This window comes from Nonomuraea fuscirosea (assembly GCF_035917475.1).
GTDB classification, from domain to species: Bacteria; Actinomycetota; Actinomycetes; order Streptosporangiales; family Streptosporangiaceae; genus Nonomuraea; species Nonomuraea fuscirosea.
The window spans coordinates 9,118,720-9,135,365 of the sequence record NZ_CP109074.1; the positions used below are offsets into that span (position 1 = coordinate 9,118,720).

At 69.7% G+C, this 16,646-nt stretch carries 16 protein-coding genes and 1 pseudogene; 8 read left to right on the top strand and 9 right to left on the bottom strand.

From position 1 onward, the window contains the following. Positions 1 to 105: 105 nt before the first annotated feature. Complete coding sequence (locus OIE67_RS41425; protein ID WP_326630794.1) at positions 106 to 1,236, top strand: saccharopine dehydrogenase family protein; 1,131 nt, start codon at positions 106 to 108, stop codon at positions 1,234 to 1,236. Between the two features lie 6 nt (positions 1,237 to 1,242). Here OIE67_RS41425 and OIE67_RS41430 read toward each other — a convergent pair whose 3' ends face one another. Together OIE67_RS41430 and OIE67_RS41435 are read right to left on the bottom strand one after the other, a co-directional pair. Continuing rightward, positions 1,243 to 2,271, bottom strand: coding sequence for a polysaccharide deacetylase family protein (locus tag OIE67_RS41430; RefSeq protein WP_326630796.1), 1,029 nt, complete (start codon positions 2,269 to 2,271; stop codon positions 1,243 to 1,245). Positions 2,272 to 2,507: 236 nt separating this feature from the next. Beyond that, positions 2,508 to 2,843, bottom strand: coding sequence for a hypothetical protein (locus tag OIE67_RS41435; protein ID WP_326630798.1), 336 nt, complete (start codon positions 2,841 to 2,843; stop codon positions 2,508 to 2,510). Positions 2,844 to 2,954: 111 nt separating this feature from the next. Between OIE67_RS41435 and OIE67_RS41440 the strand changes: the two genes are divergently transcribed. The 3 genes from OIE67_RS41440 (at position 2,955) to OIE67_RS41455 (ending at position 4,608) form a co-directional block, all read left to right on the top strand. Continuing rightward, positions 2,955 to 3,146, top strand: coding sequence for a hypothetical protein (locus tag OIE67_RS41440; RefSeq protein WP_326630800.1), 192 nt, complete (start codon positions 2,955 to 2,957; stop codon positions 3,144 to 3,146). A 169-nt stretch (positions 3,147 to 3,315) separates the two neighbouring features. Continuing rightward, positions 3,316 to 3,768, top strand: coding sequence for a hypothetical protein (locus tag OIE67_RS41445; RefSeq protein WP_326630802.1), 453 nt, complete (start codon positions 3,316 to 3,318; stop codon positions 3,766 to 3,768). A gap of 375 nt (positions 3,769 to 4,143) precedes the next feature. Further along, the gene (locus OIE67_RS41455) at positions 4,144 to 4,608 is read left to right on the top strand and encodes a hypothetical protein (RefSeq protein WP_326630804.1); all 465 of its coding nucleotides are present in this window, start codon (positions 4,144 to 4,146) and stop codon (positions 4,606 to 4,608) included. Positions 4,609 to 4,655: 47 nt separating this feature from the next. Here OIE67_RS41455 and OIE67_RS41460 read toward each other — a convergent pair. The 4 genes and pseudogenes from OIE67_RS41460 to OIE67_RS41475 form a co-directional block, all read right to left on the bottom strand. Continuing rightward, positions 4,656 to 4,778 (bottom strand): annotated as a pseudogene (locus tag OIE67_RS41460) (adenosine deaminase); the annotation flags it as partial. Between the two features lie 238 nt (positions 4,779 to 5,016). Further along, positions 5,017 to 6,234 (bottom strand): NADP-dependent isocitrate dehydrogenase, encoded by a 1,218-nt coding sequence (locus OIE67_RS41465; RefSeq protein WP_326630806.1) that lies wholly within the window; start codon positions 6,232 to 6,234, stop codon positions 5,017 to 5,019. A gap of 53 nt (positions 6,235 to 6,287) precedes the next feature. Further along, complete coding sequence (locus OIE67_RS41470; protein WP_181307142.1) at positions 6,288 to 6,590, bottom strand: DUF3017 domain-containing protein; 303 nt, start codon at positions 6,588 to 6,590, stop codon at positions 6,288 to 6,290. A 70-nt stretch (positions 6,591 to 6,660) separates the two neighbouring features. After that, entirely contained in the window at positions 6,661 to 7,782 is a 1,122-nt protein-coding gene (locus OIE67_RS41475) for a citrate/2-methylcitrate synthase (RefSeq protein WP_106236303.1), read from the bottom strand. A gap of 181 nt (positions 7,783 to 7,963) precedes the next feature. On the opposite strand from OIE67_RS41475, the gene OIE67_RS41480 reads away from it, so the two are divergent. Next, the gene (locus OIE67_RS41480) at positions 7,964 to 8,611 is read left to right on the top strand and encodes an FHA domain-containing protein (protein WP_106236302.1); all 648 of its coding nucleotides are present in this window, start codon (positions 7,964 to 7,966) and stop codon (positions 8,609 to 8,611) included. A gap of 274 nt (positions 8,612 to 8,885) precedes the next feature. On the opposite strand, the gene OIE67_RS41485 is transcribed toward OIE67_RS41480, so the two are convergent. Then, positions 8,886 to 10,415 (bottom strand): glycoside hydrolase family 10 protein, encoded by a 1,530-nt coding sequence (locus OIE67_RS41485; protein ID WP_326630811.1) that lies wholly within the window; start codon positions 10,413 to 10,415, stop codon positions 8,886 to 8,888. An 87-nt stretch (positions 10,416 to 10,502) separates the two neighbouring features. Between OIE67_RS41485 and OIE67_RS41490 the strand changes: the two genes are divergently transcribed. Both OIE67_RS41490 and OIE67_RS41495 read left to right on the top strand, forming a co-directional pair. Then, on the top strand, positions 10,503 to 11,936 hold the full coding sequence (locus OIE67_RS41490) for a glycoside hydrolase family 3 protein (protein ID WP_326630813.1): 1,434 nt from the start codon (positions 10,503 to 10,505) through the stop codon (positions 11,934 to 11,936). After that, entirely contained in the window at positions 11,921 to 12,793 is an 873-nt protein-coding gene (locus OIE67_RS41495; RefSeq protein WP_106236296.1) for a MurR/RpiR family transcriptional regulator, read from the top strand. The genes OIE67_RS41490 and OIE67_RS41495 overlap by 16 nt, the downstream gene beginning before the upstream one ends. A 21-nt stretch (positions 12,794 to 12,814) precedes the next feature. Here the strand turns inward: OIE67_RS41495 and OIE67_RS41500 are convergent, their stop codons facing one another. Beyond that, a complete protein-coding gene (locus OIE67_RS41500) occupies positions 12,815 to 14,275 on the bottom strand; it encodes a benzaldehyde dehydrogenase (protein WP_326630815.1) in 1,461 nt (486 codons plus the stop codon). A 105-nt stretch (positions 14,276 to 14,380) separates the two neighbouring features. On the opposite strand from OIE67_RS41500, the gene OIE67_RS41505 reads away from it, so the two are divergent. Beyond that, complete coding sequence (locus OIE67_RS41505) at positions 14,381 to 15,154, top strand: IclR family transcriptional regulator domain-containing protein (RefSeq protein ID WP_326630817.1); 774 nt, start codon at positions 14,381 to 14,383, stop codon at positions 15,152 to 15,154. Positions 15,155 to 15,372: 218 nt separating this feature from the next. On the opposite strand, the gene OIE67_RS41510 is transcribed toward OIE67_RS41505, so the two are convergent. Beyond that, positions 15,373 to 16,221 carry a bifunctional methylenetetrahydrofolate dehydrogenase/methenyltetrahydrofolate cyclohydrolase gene (locus OIE67_RS41510; protein WP_326630819.1) on the bottom strand — a complete coding sequence of 283 codons (849 nt, stop codon included), beginning with the start codon at positions 16,219 to 16,221 and terminating at the stop codon, positions 15,373 to 15,375. Positions 16,222 to 16,646: the final 425 nt, after the last annotated feature.

The window sequence follows — 16,646 nt, forward strand, 5'->3', positions numbered from 1 at the left end:
GGCTTCGTCATTTTCGCAGGAGCGAAGCGGTCTTTCCCGGCGATTCGCCAAACGTCCGTAAGCGAGCCCTTGCGCCGGGCCCTCCTCTCGGCCAGCCTCAGGATCATGGACGAGCGCCCCTACGACATCGTGCTCTTCGGCGCGAGCGGATTCACCGGCGAGCTGACGGCCCGCTACCTCGCGCGCGCCGCCGCGCCCGGCGCCCGGTGGGCGCTGGCCGGGCGGAATCCGGCCAAGCTGGAGCGGCTCGGGATCGACGCGCCCATCCTGCGGGCCGACGCCACGGACCCGGCATCGCTGGCGAAGCTCGCCCGGCGGACGCGCGTCGTCGCGAGCACGGTCGGCCCGTACGTCGTGCACGGCGAGCCGCTCGTCGCCGCCTGCGCCGAGGCCGGCACCCACTACCTCGACCTCACCGGCGAGTCGGAGTTCGTGGACCGGATGTACCTGCGCCACCACGAGCGGGCGGTCATGAGCGGCGCGAAGCTCGTGCACGCCTGCGGCTTCGACTCGATCCCGTACGACCTCGGCGTCCTGTACACCGTGGGCCTGCTCCCCGAGGGCGTCCCGCTCAAGGTCAGCGGCTTCCTGCGCGGGAACGGGCGGCCGTCGGGCGGCACGCTGGCCAGCGCCCTGTCCGTGCTCGGCCGCGCCGGGCAGGCCGCGCGGGCGGGCGCCCTGCGCCGCGCCGCCGAGCCGCGGCCGCCGGGCCGCAGGGTGAGCTCCCTGCCGGGCGGGCTGCGCTACGTCGGCGGCTGGGCACTGCCGATGCCGACCCTCGATCCGCTCATCGTCGGCTACTCCGCCCGGCTGCTGGACCGCTACGGCCCCGACTTCACCTACCGGCAGCACTACGCGGTCAGAACCCTGCCCGCCGCCGTGGCCACCGTGGCGGGCGCGGGCGCGTTCGCCGCGCTCGCCCAGGTCCCGCCGGTACGCGACCGCGTCCAGGCCCGGCTGAAGCCGGGCGAGGGCCCGTCGGCCGAGCGGCGGGCCAGGAGCTGGTTCAAGGTCACGTTCCTGGGCGAGGGCGGCGGCGAGCGCGTGATCACGGAGGTGGCCGGCGGCGACCCCGGCTACGACGAGACGGCCAAGATGTTCGCCGAGTCCGCCCTGTGCCTGGCCTTCGACGACGTGCCCGAGCGGGCGGGCCAGCTCACGACGGCCGCCGCCATGGGCCGGCCCCTCATCGAGCGCCTGCACCGCGCGGGCGTCACGTTCACCGGCAGAACCTGATCACGGTCAGTAGGGCAGGCTCCAGGTGGTGAACGACTTGCGCAGATACGGCGCCTTGTACTTCGGATAGGCCACCGTGCTCACGTCACCGTCGGAGGTGTAGCGCATGTCCGGGTTCTTCTTCAGCCAGTCGAGCCAGGCCTCCGAACAGAACTGGGCGCAGTCGCCCTTCTTCTCCATGGCCTTGATCCGCGGGATGCCCGCCGCGTCGTACGACTTGCTGAACGGCGCCGGCGCCGGCGTGTACCCGGCCAGGAACGCGCCCTGGTGGTGGTACTGCTTGCCCTTCAGCGCCCATTCCTTCTTGGTCGGCTGGTTCCCGTACGGCAGCGCGATCGTCGTCGGGTTCAGGTAGGCCAGCGAGCTGATCGTCTTGCCGATCGTGCCGATCTGCTCCTCGACCTCCTGCTTCGAGCGTCCGCGCAGGTTGAGGTGGTCGCGCGTGTGGTTGCCGATCTCGAAGCCGTTGTCCTTGAGCCAGAGCAGCGCCTGGGCCTGCTCCTCGCGCACGGTCTTGCCGAACATGTCGCGCGTCACGTAGAACGTCGCCTTCGGCTTCCAGCCCGGATGCTTGGCGGCCACCTCCCGCAGGATCGCGACCGCGGTGTCCTTCTGCACCTCGCCCATCTCGTTCAGGGTGAGCTGAGAGGGAGAGGAGTCGTCGAACGTCAGCACCACGGGGTGCTTGCCCGCCGGAATGTCGATCTTCCCGGCCACCAGCTCGGCGGCGGTGATCGGCACGTAGTCCTCTCTGACCAGCCGCTCCAGATCCGCCCTGAACTGCGCCGGCGACCGATCGTCCGTCGTCTGCGGCTTCGGCACGATGCGGTGCCACATCAGCACCGGGATCTGCCCCAGCTCGTTCGCCCTGACCGCCGCGGCGGCCTTCACCTTGGCGGCCTTACCGGCCTTGAGCTTGGCCGCGGCCTGTGCCTTGGTGTCGGGCAGCTTGGCGGTCTCCGGCTCCGAGTCGCACCCCGTCAGGATTGCGGCGGCCGCGAGCACCCCTAGCCCACTCAAAATACGCAGTCGCATCCGAACCCCCCGAGACGCGCACGACTGTTGTGAGGTGGCTCATACCCAGCTGATCAACTACGGCACGCCTGCCGTTCCGTCAAGACATGGGAAAGGGCCGGCCGACCGGCGAGGGGTCACGGGGCCGCGCATGCGAAACGGCCCCGATTCATCATCAGGTGGAGCGCTACAGCGACCGCGAGGCCCGCTGCGGGACTACCGGCGACGAAGCCGGCGCATCTGGCCGCTGATCGTCGTCACCCCCTGAACTCCTTCAGCATCACTGCAAAGACAGGCGCCCCCGGCACAGGGGTTCCGCCCGAAGTCATCTCTCGATGCCGGGTGACCAGGCGTATTCCCGACGTATTCCCGTCATATTCCACGATGCTGCCGATGCGTGCAACGATCACTCCGGTGAACCTCGGGCCGCCGGGATTGCTCATGTCAGAAGCCTTGTGGAAGCCGTATTCCACCCCTGACACCAGGCGCTCCGGCGGGCTGATCTTCGTCCGAAAGAAGGAAGAACGATGAACCCGCTCAAAACGGTCACCGTCGGCGTCGCTGTCGCGGTGGCGAGCGTCATACTCGCGCAACCGGCCTTGGCGGCGAGTTTTCAACGGGATGTCGGAGATGGGATCGTCCGCTACGCCGACCCCACGAACGAGCTGTGCGTCCGGGCGGATGACACCACAGGGACAGCCTGGGTGGAGGTGACCCTGACCCGCCCGGGTGTGATCGGAAAGCCCATCGTCATCAGAGACGACAACATCCGCCACCCCGGCGCCACCTGCGCGGCGCTCACCGCCTTCGACAACGTCACCTACCGGGCCGCTTACGAGAGCTACTGGAGCGGGCGAGGCACCGTCCTGCGCGGGACTTTCACCTTCGAGACCTGACGCTCACGCAGGGCCCCGCACGATCGATCGCCGCTCTCATCGCGATCCGCCACGAGGCGACACCTCGCACATCTCCCCCCGCCGGCCACGCGGAAGCGCTGAAGCGCACGCCCCAAGGCCAACCGAGCCAACCAAAACATCTCTTACTGGAGGACTGTTGAGGACACGCATGCTGGGCGCCGCGCTGGCAATCGCAGCATTGAGCGGGCTGCTGGTGGCAAGCCCGGCGCAGGCGAGAGACGGAGTGTCCTCCGCCCGCGTCCGCGTGGACACCGGGATCCCCGGCGGTGGCGCGCTCGTCACGACGACCGTCGACTTCGTCAACCGGAGGAAGGTCATCTTTCGGAACTTCACGGTGCGCGACCTCTGTCCCGGCGACAACAGGCCGGTGCAGGCCCGGGCTTGGTGGCACTACACCGACGGAACCACCGGGAAAAGCGCCGTGAGGAAGGACAGCAACGGCTGCGGCGACGACGGCACCAACTTCGGAAACATCACCCCTCCCAGCACCAAGGGCATATCGAGCGTCTACCTGGAGGTGTGGCTCTACACCGGATCAGGCACTAAGCGTCGCAACATCAGCCTGACCCGATACAACCAGTACGTACACCCGGGCCGCTGACGCTCAGGCTTTCAGCTGGTCGGCGTACCAGGACTTGATGACGTTGCCGATGATGGCCAGGCGTTCGTCGAAGGGGATGAAGGCGGACTTCATCGCGTTGATGGCGAACTAGCGGAAGTCGGGCAGGGTCCGCGAAGAGTCGGTTGGGCCGCGTCCAACCCGCGCGAGGGCAAGCTCAAGCGCGCCCACAACACCAACCTGCTACCGGTCAGCCCCGACCTCCCGCAAGGCCCCGCACCATCGATCGCCGTACTTCGTCGCGATCCGCCACGAGGCGACACCTCCCACATCTCCCCCCGCCGACCACGCGGAAGCGCTGAAGCGCACGCCCCACGGCCAACCGCACCAACCGAGACATCTCTTGCTGGAGGACTGTTGAAGACACGCATTCTGGGCGCCGCGCTGGGCACCGCAGTATTGAGCGGGCTGCTGGTGGCAAGCCCGGCGCAGGCGAAAGACGGAGTGTCCTCCGCCCGCGTGGACCCCTTCCGCGGCCACGGTGGCGGGTCCGTCCGGGCGACCGTCGACTTCGTCAGCCGGACGAAGGTCAGATTTCGGAACTTTACGGTGCGCGACATCTGCCCCGGCGACAACCTTCCGGTGCGGGCCCGGGTTCATTGGAAACACACCGATGGAACGAACGGGCGCAGCGCCTGGAAGTCGGACACCAACGGCTGCGGCGACGACGGCACCAACTTCGGAACCATCACCCGCACCGGCTCCAAGTCAATATCGAGGGTCTACCTGGAGGTGTCCGTCCTCGACCCAGGCGGGATCAGCCAGAGGGTTTACAAGCTCAGCACGTCCCGATACAACCAGTACGTACACCCGGGCCGCTGACCGCTCAGGCTTTCAGCTGGGTCATCGAGGTACCGCTCATCAGGCGATCGCAGGTACTCGAAGGCGTCCAGGTTCCGGGTGGGCGGGTAGCCCGCCTCGGCGCCGGCGATGTCGAAGCCGACCACCCCGGCGTCGCGGTCGGCGATCGCCGGCTCGGCGATCTCCATCGACCCGAACACCTCCGCTCGACCGCCGACGTGGTGGAAGCCTGGCTTCGCGGGTGCATGGGGCTGGCTGTGCCGGGTTCACCCGCCGGAACCACCTCATGGCGAGCAGCCAGGAGGGCCCGAGGAAGGCAGTGGCGGCCCTCTTTGAGGCACCGAAGAAAGGCGTGACGGCCCGCAGACGGCCAGAGCGGAAAAATGGCCCCTACCTTGTGGACTTTCCGCAGGTAGGGGTCATTTTTGATTAGACAGCCATCTTCTTCTTGAGGTTCTCGTCCAGGGCCGCCAGGAAGTCCTGGGTGGTGAGCCACTCGGCGTCGCCGCCGACGAGGAGCGCCAGGTCCTTGGTCATCTGACCGCCCTCGACGGTCTCGACGCAGACCTGCTCCAGCCTGTCGGCGAACTCGGTCACCGCAGGGGTGTTGTCGAGCTTGCCGCGGTGGGCCAGGCCGCGCGTCCAGGCGAAGATCGAGGCGATGGGGTTGGTGGAGGTGGGCTTGCCCTGCTGGTGCTGGCGGTAGTGACGGGTCACGGTGCCGTGGGCGGCCTCGGCCTCGACGGTCTGGCCGTCGGGGGTCATCAGGACCGAGGTCATCAGGCCGAGCGAGCCGAAGCCCTGCGCGACCGTGTCGGACTGCACGTCGCCGTCGTAGTTCTTGGCGGCCCAGACGTAACCGCCCTCCCACTTCATCGCCGCGGCGACCATGTCGTCGATGAGGCGGTGCTCGTAGGTGAGGCCGGCCTTGTCGAACTCGTCCTTGAACTCGGTCTCGAAGACCTCGGCGAAGATGTCCTTGAAGCGGCCGTCGTACGCCTTCAGGATCGTGTTCTTCGTGGAGAGGTAGACCGGGTAGCCGCGGTTGAGGCCGTAACGCATGGAGGCGCGGGCGAAGTCGCGGATCGAGTCGTCCAGGTTGTACATCGCCATCGCGACGCCGCTGCCGGGGAAGTCGTACACGTCGAGCTCGATCGGCTCGGAGCCGTCCTTCGGCGTGTACGTCAGGGTCAGCGTGCCCTCACCGGGGATCTTCAGGTCGGTGGCGCGGTACTGGTCGCCGAAGGCGTGACGGCCGACGACGATCGGCTTGGTCCACCCGGGGACGAGCCGCGGCACGTTCGACATGATGATCGGCTCGCGGAAGATGACGCCACCGAGGATGTTGCGGATGGTCCCGTTGGGAGACCTCCACATCTTCTTGAGACCGAACTCCTCGACGCGCGCCTCGTCCGGGGTGATGGTGGCGCACTTCACACCGACGCCGTACCTCTTGATGGCGTTCGCGGCGTCGATGGTGACCTGGTCGTCCGTCGAGTCCCGGTATTCGATACCGAGGTCGTAGTACTTCAGGTCGACGTCGAGGTAGGGAAGGATCAGCTGGTCCTTGATGAACTGCCAGATGATCCGGGTCATCTCGTCGCCGTCAAGCTCGACGACGGGATTCTCCACCTTGATCTTGGGCATGCGAATGGTTCCCCTTCAATGAATTGATGCGTTGAGGCTATCGGACCGTCCGGTCACGGGGCGAAAAGGGACAGGATGAGCGCCTTGAGCTCGTTGTTGTAGAGCAGGAGCGAGGTCAGCACCAGCACGAATCCGAAGACGGACAGCGTGATGACGTCGACCTTCCTGCTCCGCAGCGCGAGCTGCCCGCCGTAGCCGGCGAAGCGCAGCGCGGCGGCGACCATGATGACGGCGCCCAGCGCGAACCCGCCCCAGCGCGGATTCGCCACGAAGATCACCAGCACGCCGACAGCCGCACCCGCCAGGATCAGCGGGTACGGCCCCCAGCTCTCGCGTTCGGTCCCGTTCTGGCTCAACACACCTGCTCAGGGTCATGCGCGCGGCGGGGCGGCGTCGGCGGCGTTCCCGCTCTGTCCTGCCCGGTGCTCATCGCTCTTCTATCGGCTTCCACTTCTGGTCCGTCTCACCGATGTACTCGCTGTCAGGGCGGATCAACCGGTTGTCGGCGTGCTGCTCGATGACATGAGCGGTCCACCCCGACATGCGGCTGATGGAGAATACCGGAGTGAACAGGTCGGTCGGTATGCCGAGGTAGTGATAGACCGAGGCGGCGAAGAAGTCGACGTTGGGATAGAGGCCCTTCGTCTCCAGGACGACCTCCTCCATCTCCTTCGACATCCGGTAGTAGGTGTCGTCCCCGGTCGATTCGGCCAGTTCGGCCGACATCCGGCGCAGGTGCGTGGCGCGGGGGTCCTCGGTCTTGTAGACGCGGTGCCCGAAGCCCATGATCTTCTCGCCGGCGGCGAGCTTGTCCCGTACGGCCTGGGCCACGCCGCCGGGAGACAGCGACTCCAGCGTCTTCATGACCTGCTCGTTCGCCCCGCCGTGCAGCGGGCCCTTGAGGGTGCCGATGGCGGCGACGATGGCCGAGTGCATGTCCGACAGGGTCGCGGCGCAGACGCGGGCGGCGAACGTGGAGGCGTTCATCGTGTGGTCGGCGTGCAGGACCAGGCACTCGTCGAAGATCTCGACCTCGCGCGGGCCGGGGGTGCGGCCGGTGACCTGGAGCAGGAAGTTCGCGGCGATGCTCAGCGACGGGTCCGCCTCGGGGATCCGCGTCCCCGTACGGGCGGCGTGGTAGCGGGCGACGAGCAGGGGCTGCTGCGCGACCAGGCGCGCGGCCTTGCGCAGGTTGGCCTCAGGGGAGATGCCGTCCTTGTCCGCGTCGTCGGCGGCCGACAGGGAGACCAGCGTGCGCAACGCCTCCATGGGTTTCTGTTTCTCGGCGATTTCGGCGATGTTCGCGGACACCAGGGCGCCCAGCTCCCGGCCGCTCGCCAGCTCCGCGCCGTACGCGTCGAGCTCGGCGCGGGTGGGTAGCTTGCCCCGCTGGAGCAGGTGTGCGGTCTCCTCGAACGTCGCGCGGCCGGCCAGGTCGTGGATGTCGTATCCACGGTAGAAGAGCCGGCCGGCCTTCCCGTCGATGTCGCTCAGCGCGGTGGACGCCGCTACGACATCGGCCAGACCTTTCGTGGGCTTGTCCGCCATGAGTGTTTCCTCCGCTTATCTCCGCCCGAAGTCTACCCGTGAGCAGGCAAAACCGACTGCAGAGGTCCAGACCAATTTCACGTGGGATTCTCCTTTCGGCAAAGGAGATTCCGCATCCCCTCGTTTGGGTAAGCCGGAGCTGTAGTAATAGTTACGGCGGGCTACCTGGGGAGGAACTGCCGTGGAGGGGCCGTTCATACGCATCGAGGACACTGGCGAGGTGGTCCCGTTGCGCCCCGAGATCACGACTGTGGGGAGGGGCCGCGGTGTCGACATCCGGCTCACCGACCCCAGCGTGTCTCGACTCCATGCCGAGTTCGTCAGACGAGGACCCTACCTGTATGTCGTCGACCTGGGGCTGTCCAGGAACGGCACACGGGTGAATGGCAGGCCGATCGCCCGGAGGGTCCTTGACGACGGCGACGTCGTCTCCTTCGGCGCGGCACGGGGTCGCATCGGTGGAGTCCCCCGAGAGGACTTCACCCCTGAGGTCGAGCTGCGCAGAGCGGCCGCGCCCGAGCTGACCAGGCGCGAGGTCGACGTACTGACCTCGCTCTGCAGGCCGGCGCTGTCGGACGAGGCGTTCGTCGCTCCGGCGACGGCACGTGAGATCGCCGACGACCTGGTCGTGACCGAAGCCGCGGTGAAACAGCATCTGCTGCGGCTCTACCAGAAGTTCAGGATTCCCGAAGGCACCAACCGGCGCACCCGACTGGCCAACGAGGTCGTCGCGCTCGGTCTGGTGCGTCCGACCCCCGTGGTTCCGCCACAGAGGTCGTCGGGAGCCTCGACCGAGCAGCCGTCGGCGGCCGGGCGCAGGGCTTCTTAGGGACCGGATCGCGACCGGGGCTTCGGCGAGGGGTTCCGGCAGCAGCGGAACCTGAGCGTCCACCGTGCCCGCGAACCGCGGGCACGGCCACGAGCAGCGGCGAGCGTCCATGAGGGCGCCCGCCGGGCTCGTCGCCGGGTCAGGACATGGCCGGCGACGCGCGTAGGCGTAGCGTTCCCTCAGACCAGTTCGCTGGGCCGGGTTCGCACGGAGCGGATCGGGGTCGCGCGGAGCGGATCGCGCGGACCCGCCGGGGTCCGCGCGCATCGGCTGGTCAGATGACCCTGAAGCCGTTGCTCGGCTTGCTGGTCCGGTTGGCCCGGTCCACCGCGACCACGTAGTAGTGGTGACCGCGCCTGCCCTCGGGGTCGGTCCAGCGCAGTTGCCGGTCACCGGGCACGACGGCGACCAGGTCGCGGGCGTCGTCGAACGCCTTGGCGCCCGCGGGCCGGTCGAAGCGGAAGACGGCGTACACGAACGGCTCGTCCCTGCCCGTCGCCACCGCGCGCACCTCGACCCCGCCGCGGTGGCGCAGCGCGTAGGCCAGCACCGGCCGCCTGGGCGCCTCTCCCCTGGCCAGCCTGGGCAGCACGGGCGCGAGCGCGGGCCGTTGGTAGTGGTCGTTCACCGCGGTGGAGATGGAGGCGAGCCGGTCGACCTTGACGTCGTTGGCGTTGTACCAGATGTCGCCGCCGATCTCGCGGTGCTCGCGGTTGAGCGTCAGGTGCCTGGACAGCTCGTCCGGCGCCTGCCACTCGGCCGCCTGGGCGGGATCGCCCGCCTTGTACGCCGCCTGCCCGATCCACAGCAGCGTCTTCGTGCCGCTCGACACGTCCGACCACCACGGCACGAGCTTGGAGTAGTCGGCCGGCGGCTGCCCGATGTACCAGTAGAGCTGCGGCGCGATGTAGTCCAGCCAGCCCTTCTTGACCCAGCCGCGGGTGTCGGCGTGCAGGTTGTCGTAGGACTGCCCGCCGTTGGTCTCGGAGCCGAGCGGGTCGCTGGCCTTGTTCCGCCAGATGCCCGACGGGCTGATGCCCCAGGCGATCTCGGGCTTGGCCGCGCGCACGCGCTGCTGCATCTCCTGGACCATCAGGTCGACGTTGTGGCGCCGCCAGGCGGCCAGGTCGGGGAAGCCGGCCCCGTACTCGGCGAACTCCTCGGCGTCGTCGAAGTCGGTGGTGTTGGTCGGGTAGAAATAGTCGTCGAAGTGCAGGCCGTCGATGTCGTAGCGGGTGACCGCGTCCATCATCGCGTCCTGGCAGAACGTGCGGACCTCGGGCATGCCCGGGTTGTAGTAGAGCTTGCCGCCGAACGGCAGGATCCAGTCGGGATGCTTGCGGCCGGGGTGGTCGGGGTGCAGCTTGGCCGGGTCGGCCTGCATCGACACGCGGTACGGGTTGAACCAGGCGTGGAAGGCCAGGCCGCGCTTGTGCGTCTCGGCCACGGCGAAGGCGAGCGGGTCGTAGCCGGGGTCCTGGCCCTGGGTGCCGGTCAGATACTGCGACCACGGCTCGTACGGCGACGGCCAGAACGCGTCGGCGGTCGGCCTGATCTGCACGAACACCGAGTTGAGCTTGCGCTGTACGGCCACGTCCAGCCAGGCGAGATATTCGGCCTTCTGCTCGTCGGCGCTGAGACCGGGCTTCGACGGCCAGTTGATGTTGACCACGGACGCGATCCACATGCCGCGCATCTGCCGTAACGGCGGAACGTAGCCCGCTTCCGCGAAGGCGGGCAGCGGAACGGCCGAGGCGGCGGCGGCGAGGGCGAGACCCTTCAGGAGAGTTCTTCTGCTGGGCATGGGGGGTGGCCTCTCGGAAGTGGTTGTATCGAAGGCGACGATGACAGAAAATTACCTTCAGATCAACAACTGTGAAGGAAAATGCCGATGAGCGGTGACCTGTACAGACTGGCGATGACGGTGCTGCATCCGGGGTACGAGGGAACCTCCGCCCCCGACTGGCTACGCCGGGCGCTGGGCGAGGGTCTGGGCGGCGTGGTGCTGTTCGCCCGCAACGCCATCGACGACCGGCTGATCAGGGATTTCCGCGCCGAGAACCCCGACACCGTCGTCTCCGTCGACGAAGAGGGCGGTGCGGTCACCCGGCTGGAGGTCATGGCCGGCAGCTCCTTCCCGGGCAACCGGGCCCTCGGCGTGGTGGACGACGTGAAGCTCACCGAGCAGGTGGGTCGCCAGATCGGCAGGATGCTCGCAGATCTGGACATCACCCTCAACTACGCGCCCTCCGCCGACGTGAACTCCGACCCGGCCAACCCCGTGATCGGCGTGCGCTCGTTCGGGCCGACGCCGGAGCTGGTCTCCCGTCACACGGTCGCCTACGTCAACGGCGTCCAGGGCGCGGGCGTGGCCGCGTGCGCCAAGCACTTCCCCGGCCACGGCGACACGATCACCGACTCCCATCTGGCACTGCCGACCGTGCACGCCTCGCGCGAGGTGCTGGCCGAGCGCGACCTGCCGCCGTTCCGGGCCGCGATCGACGCCGGGGTGCGTTCGATCATGTCCGGCCACCTGCTCATCCCCGCGCTCGATCCGTCGATGCCGGCGACGCTGAGCCGTACCGCCATGACCGAGCTCCTGAGGGGCGAGCTCGGTTTCGACGGGATGCTCGTCACCGACGCGATCGAGATGCGGGCGGTGGCCGCCATGTTCGACCCCGGCGAGATCGCGGTGCGGGCGCTCGGCGCCGGGGTGGACGCCATCTGCGTGGGACTGTCGACCGAGGAGAGCCTGCACGCGATCCGCGACGCGATCGTCGCGGCGGTCAGGAACGGCACGCTCCCCGAGGAGCGGCTGGCGCAGGCGGCCGAACGGGTACGCGCTCTGTCCAGCTGGTACGCCGCCCAGGCCGCGCTGCGCCAGGAGGTGCACGACGACGTCGACGAGGGCGTCGGCCTGCGGGCCGCCCGCGCCGCGCTGACCACCCAGGGCAGCGCCACGCTCGACCGCGGTCCCCTGGTCGTCGAGATCAACACCCGCTTCAGCAAGGCCGTCGACCCCGCCACGCCGACCGGCATCACCGCAGCACTCACGTCCCTGCTGCCCGACACCGAACGGGTGCAGCTGGAACCTGAAGGCGGCGAGCTGCCCGCGTTCGACGAGCGGCCGGTGGTGCTGGTGGCGCACGACGCGGCGCGGCACGCGTGGGTGCGCGACACCGTGGCCCAGGCCCTCGCGCTGCGGCCGGACGCGATCGTGGTGGACACCGGCATCGCCGCAGCCCCCGAGGGCGCGACGCACGTGGCCACGCACGGCATCTCCCGCGTCTCCGCGCTGGCGGCGGCGGAATGGCTGCTGCGGTGACCGCCGAGCCCGCGAACCCCGTCGCGGCCGTACGCGCCGTGCTGCCCTCGCTGACCCCCGCGGCGCAGTCGATCGCCCGCATCATCCTCGACGATCCAGGGCTGGTCGTGCGCAGCACGATCACCGAGTTCAGCGCGGTGTCGGGAACGAGCGAGGCGACCATCGTGCGCACGGCGCGGGCGCTCGGCTTCGCCGGATACTCGCAGATGCGCTTCGCGCTGGCCGCCGCCGTGGCCAAGGAGCCGGAACGGCTGGTGCCCGGCGACCTCGCGCCCGACGACCCGCTCACGGACGTGATCGCCAAGGTCGCGCGGGCGGAGTCGGAGGCGCTCGCCGACACGGCCGCCCAGCTCGACCCCGACCAGCTCGGGGAGGTCGTCAAGGCGATCTCCGAGGCGCGGCGGGTGGACGTGTACGGCGTGGCCGCCTCGGGGCTGGTGGCCACCGACATGTCGCAGAAGCTGCTGCGGATCGGCCTGTCCAGCCATCCGTTCAGCGACGCCCACCTGGCGCTGACCAGCGCGGCGCTGCTGCACGACGGCGACGTGGCGGTGGCGATCAGCTGCAGCGGCGAGACGCCCGACGTGCTGGTGCCGGCCAGGACCGCGGCCGAGGCGGGAGCGCTGATCGTGGGGATCACCAACAATCCGCGCTCCACACTGGCCGAGCTGGCCGATCACACGCTGGTGTCCGCGGGGCGGGAGACCGCGTTCCGGCCCGGGGCGCTGGCCAGCCGGATCAGCCAGCTGCTGATCGTGGACTGCATCTTCGTGGGGCTGGCGCAGCGGCGCTACGAGACGGCCGACGCCGCCATCCGCGCGACCAGGGAGGCCACCGACCGCTACCGCAACCGGTGACCTCCTTCCGAAAGGCGCTGATCAGAACGGATAGGCCGCGATGTCGCCCTGCATCGTGACCCACTGCGTCTCCGTGAAGGCGTCCACGTTGGCCCCCGTCCCGCCGAACCTGCTCCCCGTCCCCGAAGCCCCCACCCCGCCGAAGGGAGCCACCGCCTCGTCGTCCACCGTCTGGTCGTTGATGTGCACGATGCCCGTCGGCACCAGGTCGGCCAGGGCCAGGCCCTTCATCACGTCCCTGGTCAGGATGCCGAGCGACAGGCCGTACTCCGAGTCGGCCGCCAGGGCCGCCGCCTCCTCCAGGGTGGAGAACGTGGTCACCGGCGCCACCGGCCCGAACACCTCCTCGGCGTACGCGGGCGCCGCCACCGGCACCTCGGCCAGCACCGTGGGCCGGTAGAACAGCCCCTCATACGTCCCTCCCGTGGCCAGCCGCGCCCCGGCCGTCACGCTCTCGGTGACCAGCCGGTGCACCCGGTCGCGCTGGTGGGCGTCGATGAGCGGGCCGAGCGCGACCTGTCCCGTGGCCGGGTCGCCGACGGGCAGGCCGTCGGCCTTGGCGGCCAGGCGCTCCACGTACTCCTCCGCCACGGCCTCGTGCACCAGGTGCCGTCCTGAGGTCATGCAGATCTGGCCCTGGTGGAAGAACGTCGCCCACGCGCCCGCCGACGCCGCCAGGCCGAGATCGGCGTCGTCGAACACCACCAGCGCGGAGTTGCCGCCCAGCTCCAGGTGCACCCGCTTGAGCAGGCGCGCCCCCGCCTCGCCGACCTTGCGCCCCGCCGCCGTGGAGCCGGTGAACGAGATCACCGGGATGTTCGGGTCGGCCACCAATGCCTGACCGGCCTCGGCGCCGCCGGGCAGCACGTGCAGCAGGCCAGGGGGCAGGCCGGCCTCCTCGAAGACGCGGGCGATGGCGTACCCGCCGCAGACGGCGGTGCGCTGGTCCGGCTTGAAGACGACCGCGTTCCCGAGCGCCAGGGCCGGGGCGACGGACCTAATGCCGAGGATCAGCGGGAAGTTGAACGGGGCGATCACGCCCACGACGCCGACCGGCACCCGGCGCGCGAAGCTGAGCCGCTTCTTGGACGTGGGCAGCACCTCGCCGAGCGGCTGCGAGGCCAGCGCCGCCGCCTCGTAGCACTCCTGCGCCGCCACGTGCGTCTCGAAGCCCGCCTTGCCCGGCACGCCGCCGGACTCGCGCACGATCCAGTCCTGGATCTCCTGCGCGTGCTCCTCGAACAGCCGCCCGGCGCGCCGCAGCAGCGCGGCCCGCTCCTCGTACGGCGTCGCGGCCCACGCCCGCTGCTCCTGCCGGGCGCGCAGGGCGGCGGCGGCCACGTCCTCGGCGCCGGCCGTACCCGCGCGGCCGAGTTCCTCACCGGTCGCGGGCTCGACCACGGGCGCGTCACCGGCGCGCGAGACCGTCCAGCTGCCGTCGAAGATCGAGCCCGTCCAGACCTTGGGGTCCAGGAACGTCATGATGAGCTCCTACTTGTTCGCGATGCGCACATGTATTCTCTGACCGAACAACCCCGTATCGCGGAAGCTACGCTCTTGCCGGCTCCTGTTCAAGGGGGACCCAGCATGGTCGATCATGTGCAGTCGCTGGCGCGCGGCCTCGCGGTGATCCGGGCGTTCAGCGCCACGGAGCCTGAGCTGACGCTCAGCCAGGTCGCCCGCGCGACCGGGCTCAGCAGAGCGGCGGCCAGAAGGTTCCTGCTCACGCTCAGCGATCTGGGGTACGTGCGCAGCGACGGGCGGCTGTTCGCGCTCACGCCGCGGGTGCTGGAGCTGGGCTACGCCTACCTGTCCAGCCTGTCGCTGCCCGAGGTGGCCGATCCGCACCTCGAACGGCTGGCCGCCGAGGTGGGCGAATCCGCCTCGGTCGCGGTGCTGGACGGCGCGGACGTGGTGTACGTGGCACGGGTGGCCACGGCGCGGATCATGCGGGTCACGATCAACATCGGCACCCGGTTCCCGGCGTACTGCACCTCGATGGGCCGGGTGCTGCTGGCCGCGCTGCCGCCGGAGGCACTGGAGACCTACCTCGGGCGGGCCGAGCTGCGCCGCCTCACCTCGCACACCATCGTCCTGCCCGCGGCGCTGCGGGCCGAGCTGGACGAGGTGCGGGGGCGCGGGTGGGCGATGGTGGACCAGGAGCTGGAGGAGGGGCTGCGCTCGATCGCGGCGCCCATCCGCGACCGTGCGGGGCGGACGGTGGCCGCGGTGAACGTCTCTACGCACGCCACGCGTACGAGCTTGCAGGCCGCCCGGCGGGACCTGCTCCCGCCTCTGCTGGCCACGGCCTCCAAGATCGAAACCGACCTGTCGGCCCTCGCCCCCGCCGCCCGCCCATGACGTCTTCACCTGAGCCGCGCCCGCTCGCCGCCGGAACGCCGCGGCCGCCCGTTCCCGGCCCGACGGCCTGGCCGGAACCGGGCGGAGCCGGCAGAGAGCCAGGCCCGGCGTGTCCTAAGGAAGCCGCAGGTACACATAAGGGATCGCAGGGCGTACAGGAGATCATGGGTCAGCGGCGAGAACCCCCGGAGCGGCTTCCTGTCTCGGAGAGTGTGGCGTCAGAGGCGGTGTTCGGCGGCTTCGACCACGTTGGACAGGAGCAGCGCACGGGTCATCGGCCCGACGCCGCCCGGGTTGGGCGTGAGGTGGCCGGCGACCTCCTCGACGTCGAGCGCCACGTCACCGGCGATCTTGCCGTCCACGCGGGAGACCCCGACGTCGAGCACCGCCGCCCCCGGCTTGACCATGTCGCGCTTGATGAGCTCGGGCACACCGGCCGCCGCGACCACGATGTCGGCGCGGCGCACGTGAGCGGCCAGGTCCTGGGTGCCGGTGTGGCAGAGGGTCACGGTGGCGTTCTCGCTGCGGCGGGTCAGCAGCAGCCCCAGCGAGCGCCCCACGGTGATGCCCCGGCCCACCACGACCACCTCCGCGCCCTTGATCGGCACGCCGTACTCCTGGAGAAGCAGCACGATGCCGTGCGGGGTGCAGGGCAGCGGGGCCTCGACCATGTGGACGAGCCGCCCCAGGTTGACCGGGTGCAGGCCGTCGGCGTCCTTGGCCGGGTCGATGCGCTCCAGCAGGGCCATCGTGTCGAGGTGCTTGGGCAGCGGCAGCTGCACGATGTAGCCGGTGCACGCGGGCGAGGCGTTGAGCTCGTCGATGGCCGCCTCGACGTCGGCCTGGGCGGCGGTGGCGGGCAGGTCGACGCGAATGGAGGCGATGCCCACCTCGGCGCAGTCACGGTGCTTGCCGGCCACGTAGATCTGGCTGCCGGGGTCGTCGCCCACGAGCACGGTGCCCAGGCCCGGCGTGACGCCGCGTTCCTTGAGCGCGGCGACCCGCCTCTTGAGGTCTTCCTTGATCTTGGCGGCGGTGGCCTTGCCATCGAGTTTCACTGCGCTCATGCCGCAATCCTTCCATGCCGCTCCCGTTCCTCCGCACCGGCGGGGCGCCGCGCCGCACGGAAGCCGCCAGGCAGCGGTCACCGCCCGGTTATCCACAGAGGCCAGGCAGTCCACCCCGAGTTATCCACAGCCCGGTGCTGACATCGTTGTCATTGATCTTGGAAGGCCTTAAAGTTACGCATGCCCCAGCATCCTGCCCCCACCCTCACCACCCGGGAGAGCGCCATCCCACACCTCACCACGGAGCCCACCACCCACCCCCGCAGACCAAGCCCTCTCCGGCCGAGCGCCACGCAGCCGGCAGCCTTCTTCCGAGCCGCGCGAAGGACGTCCATCCCACCAGGCGCACCAGGGACGAACCTCCGACCAGCCATACGCCGAACATCCGCCTCGCAAGCACCGCGCGGGACGGACTTCTCGCACAT

Excerpts from the sequence above, each read along its gene's own strand:
- OIE67_RS41490 (WP_326630813.1), top strand. The coding sequence starts at position 10,503 with ATGAGCGGTGACCTGTACAGACTGGCGATGACGGTGCTGCATCCGGGG.
- OIE67_RS41445 (WP_326630802.1), top strand. The coding sequence starts at position 3,316 with ATGCTGGGCGCCGCGCTGGCAATCGCAGCATTGAGCGGGCTGCTGGTG.
- OIE67_RS41430 (WP_326630796.1), bottom strand. The coding sequence starts at position 2,271 with ATGCGACTGCGTATTTTGAGTGGGCTAGGGGTGCTCGCGGCCGCCGCA.
- OIE67_RS41500 (WP_326630815.1), bottom strand. The coding sequence starts at position 14,275 with ATGACGTTCCTGGACCCCAAGGTCTGGACGGGCTCGATCTTCGACGGC.
- OIE67_RS41425 (WP_326630794.1), top strand. The coding sequence starts at position 106 with ATGGACGAGCGCCCCTACGACATCGTGCTCTTCGGCGCGAGCGGATTC.
- OIE67_RS41495 (WP_106236296.1), top strand. The coding sequence starts at position 11,921 with ATGGCTGCTGCGGTGACCGCCGAGCCCGCGAACCCCGTCGCGGCCGTA.
- OIE67_RS41510 (WP_326630819.1), bottom strand. The coding sequence starts at position 16,221 with ATGAGCGCAGTGAAACTCGATGGCAAGGCCACCGCCGCCAAGATCAAG.
- OIE67_RS41465 (WP_326630806.1), bottom strand. The coding sequence starts at position 6,234 with ATGCCCAAGATCAAGGTGGAGAATCCCGTCGTCGAGCTTGACGGCGAC.
- OIE67_RS41505 (WP_326630817.1), top strand. The coding sequence starts at position 14,381 with ATGGTCGATCATGTGCAGTCGCTGGCGCGCGGCCTCGCGGTGATCCGG.
- OIE67_RS41475 (WP_106236303.1), bottom strand. The coding sequence starts at position 7,782 with ATGGCGGACAAGCCCACGAAAGGTCTGGCCGATGTCGTAGCGGCGTCC.
- OIE67_RS41485 (WP_326630811.1), bottom strand. The coding sequence starts at position 10,415 with ATGCCCAGCAGAAGAACTCTCCTGAAGGGTCTCGCCCTCGCCGCCGCC.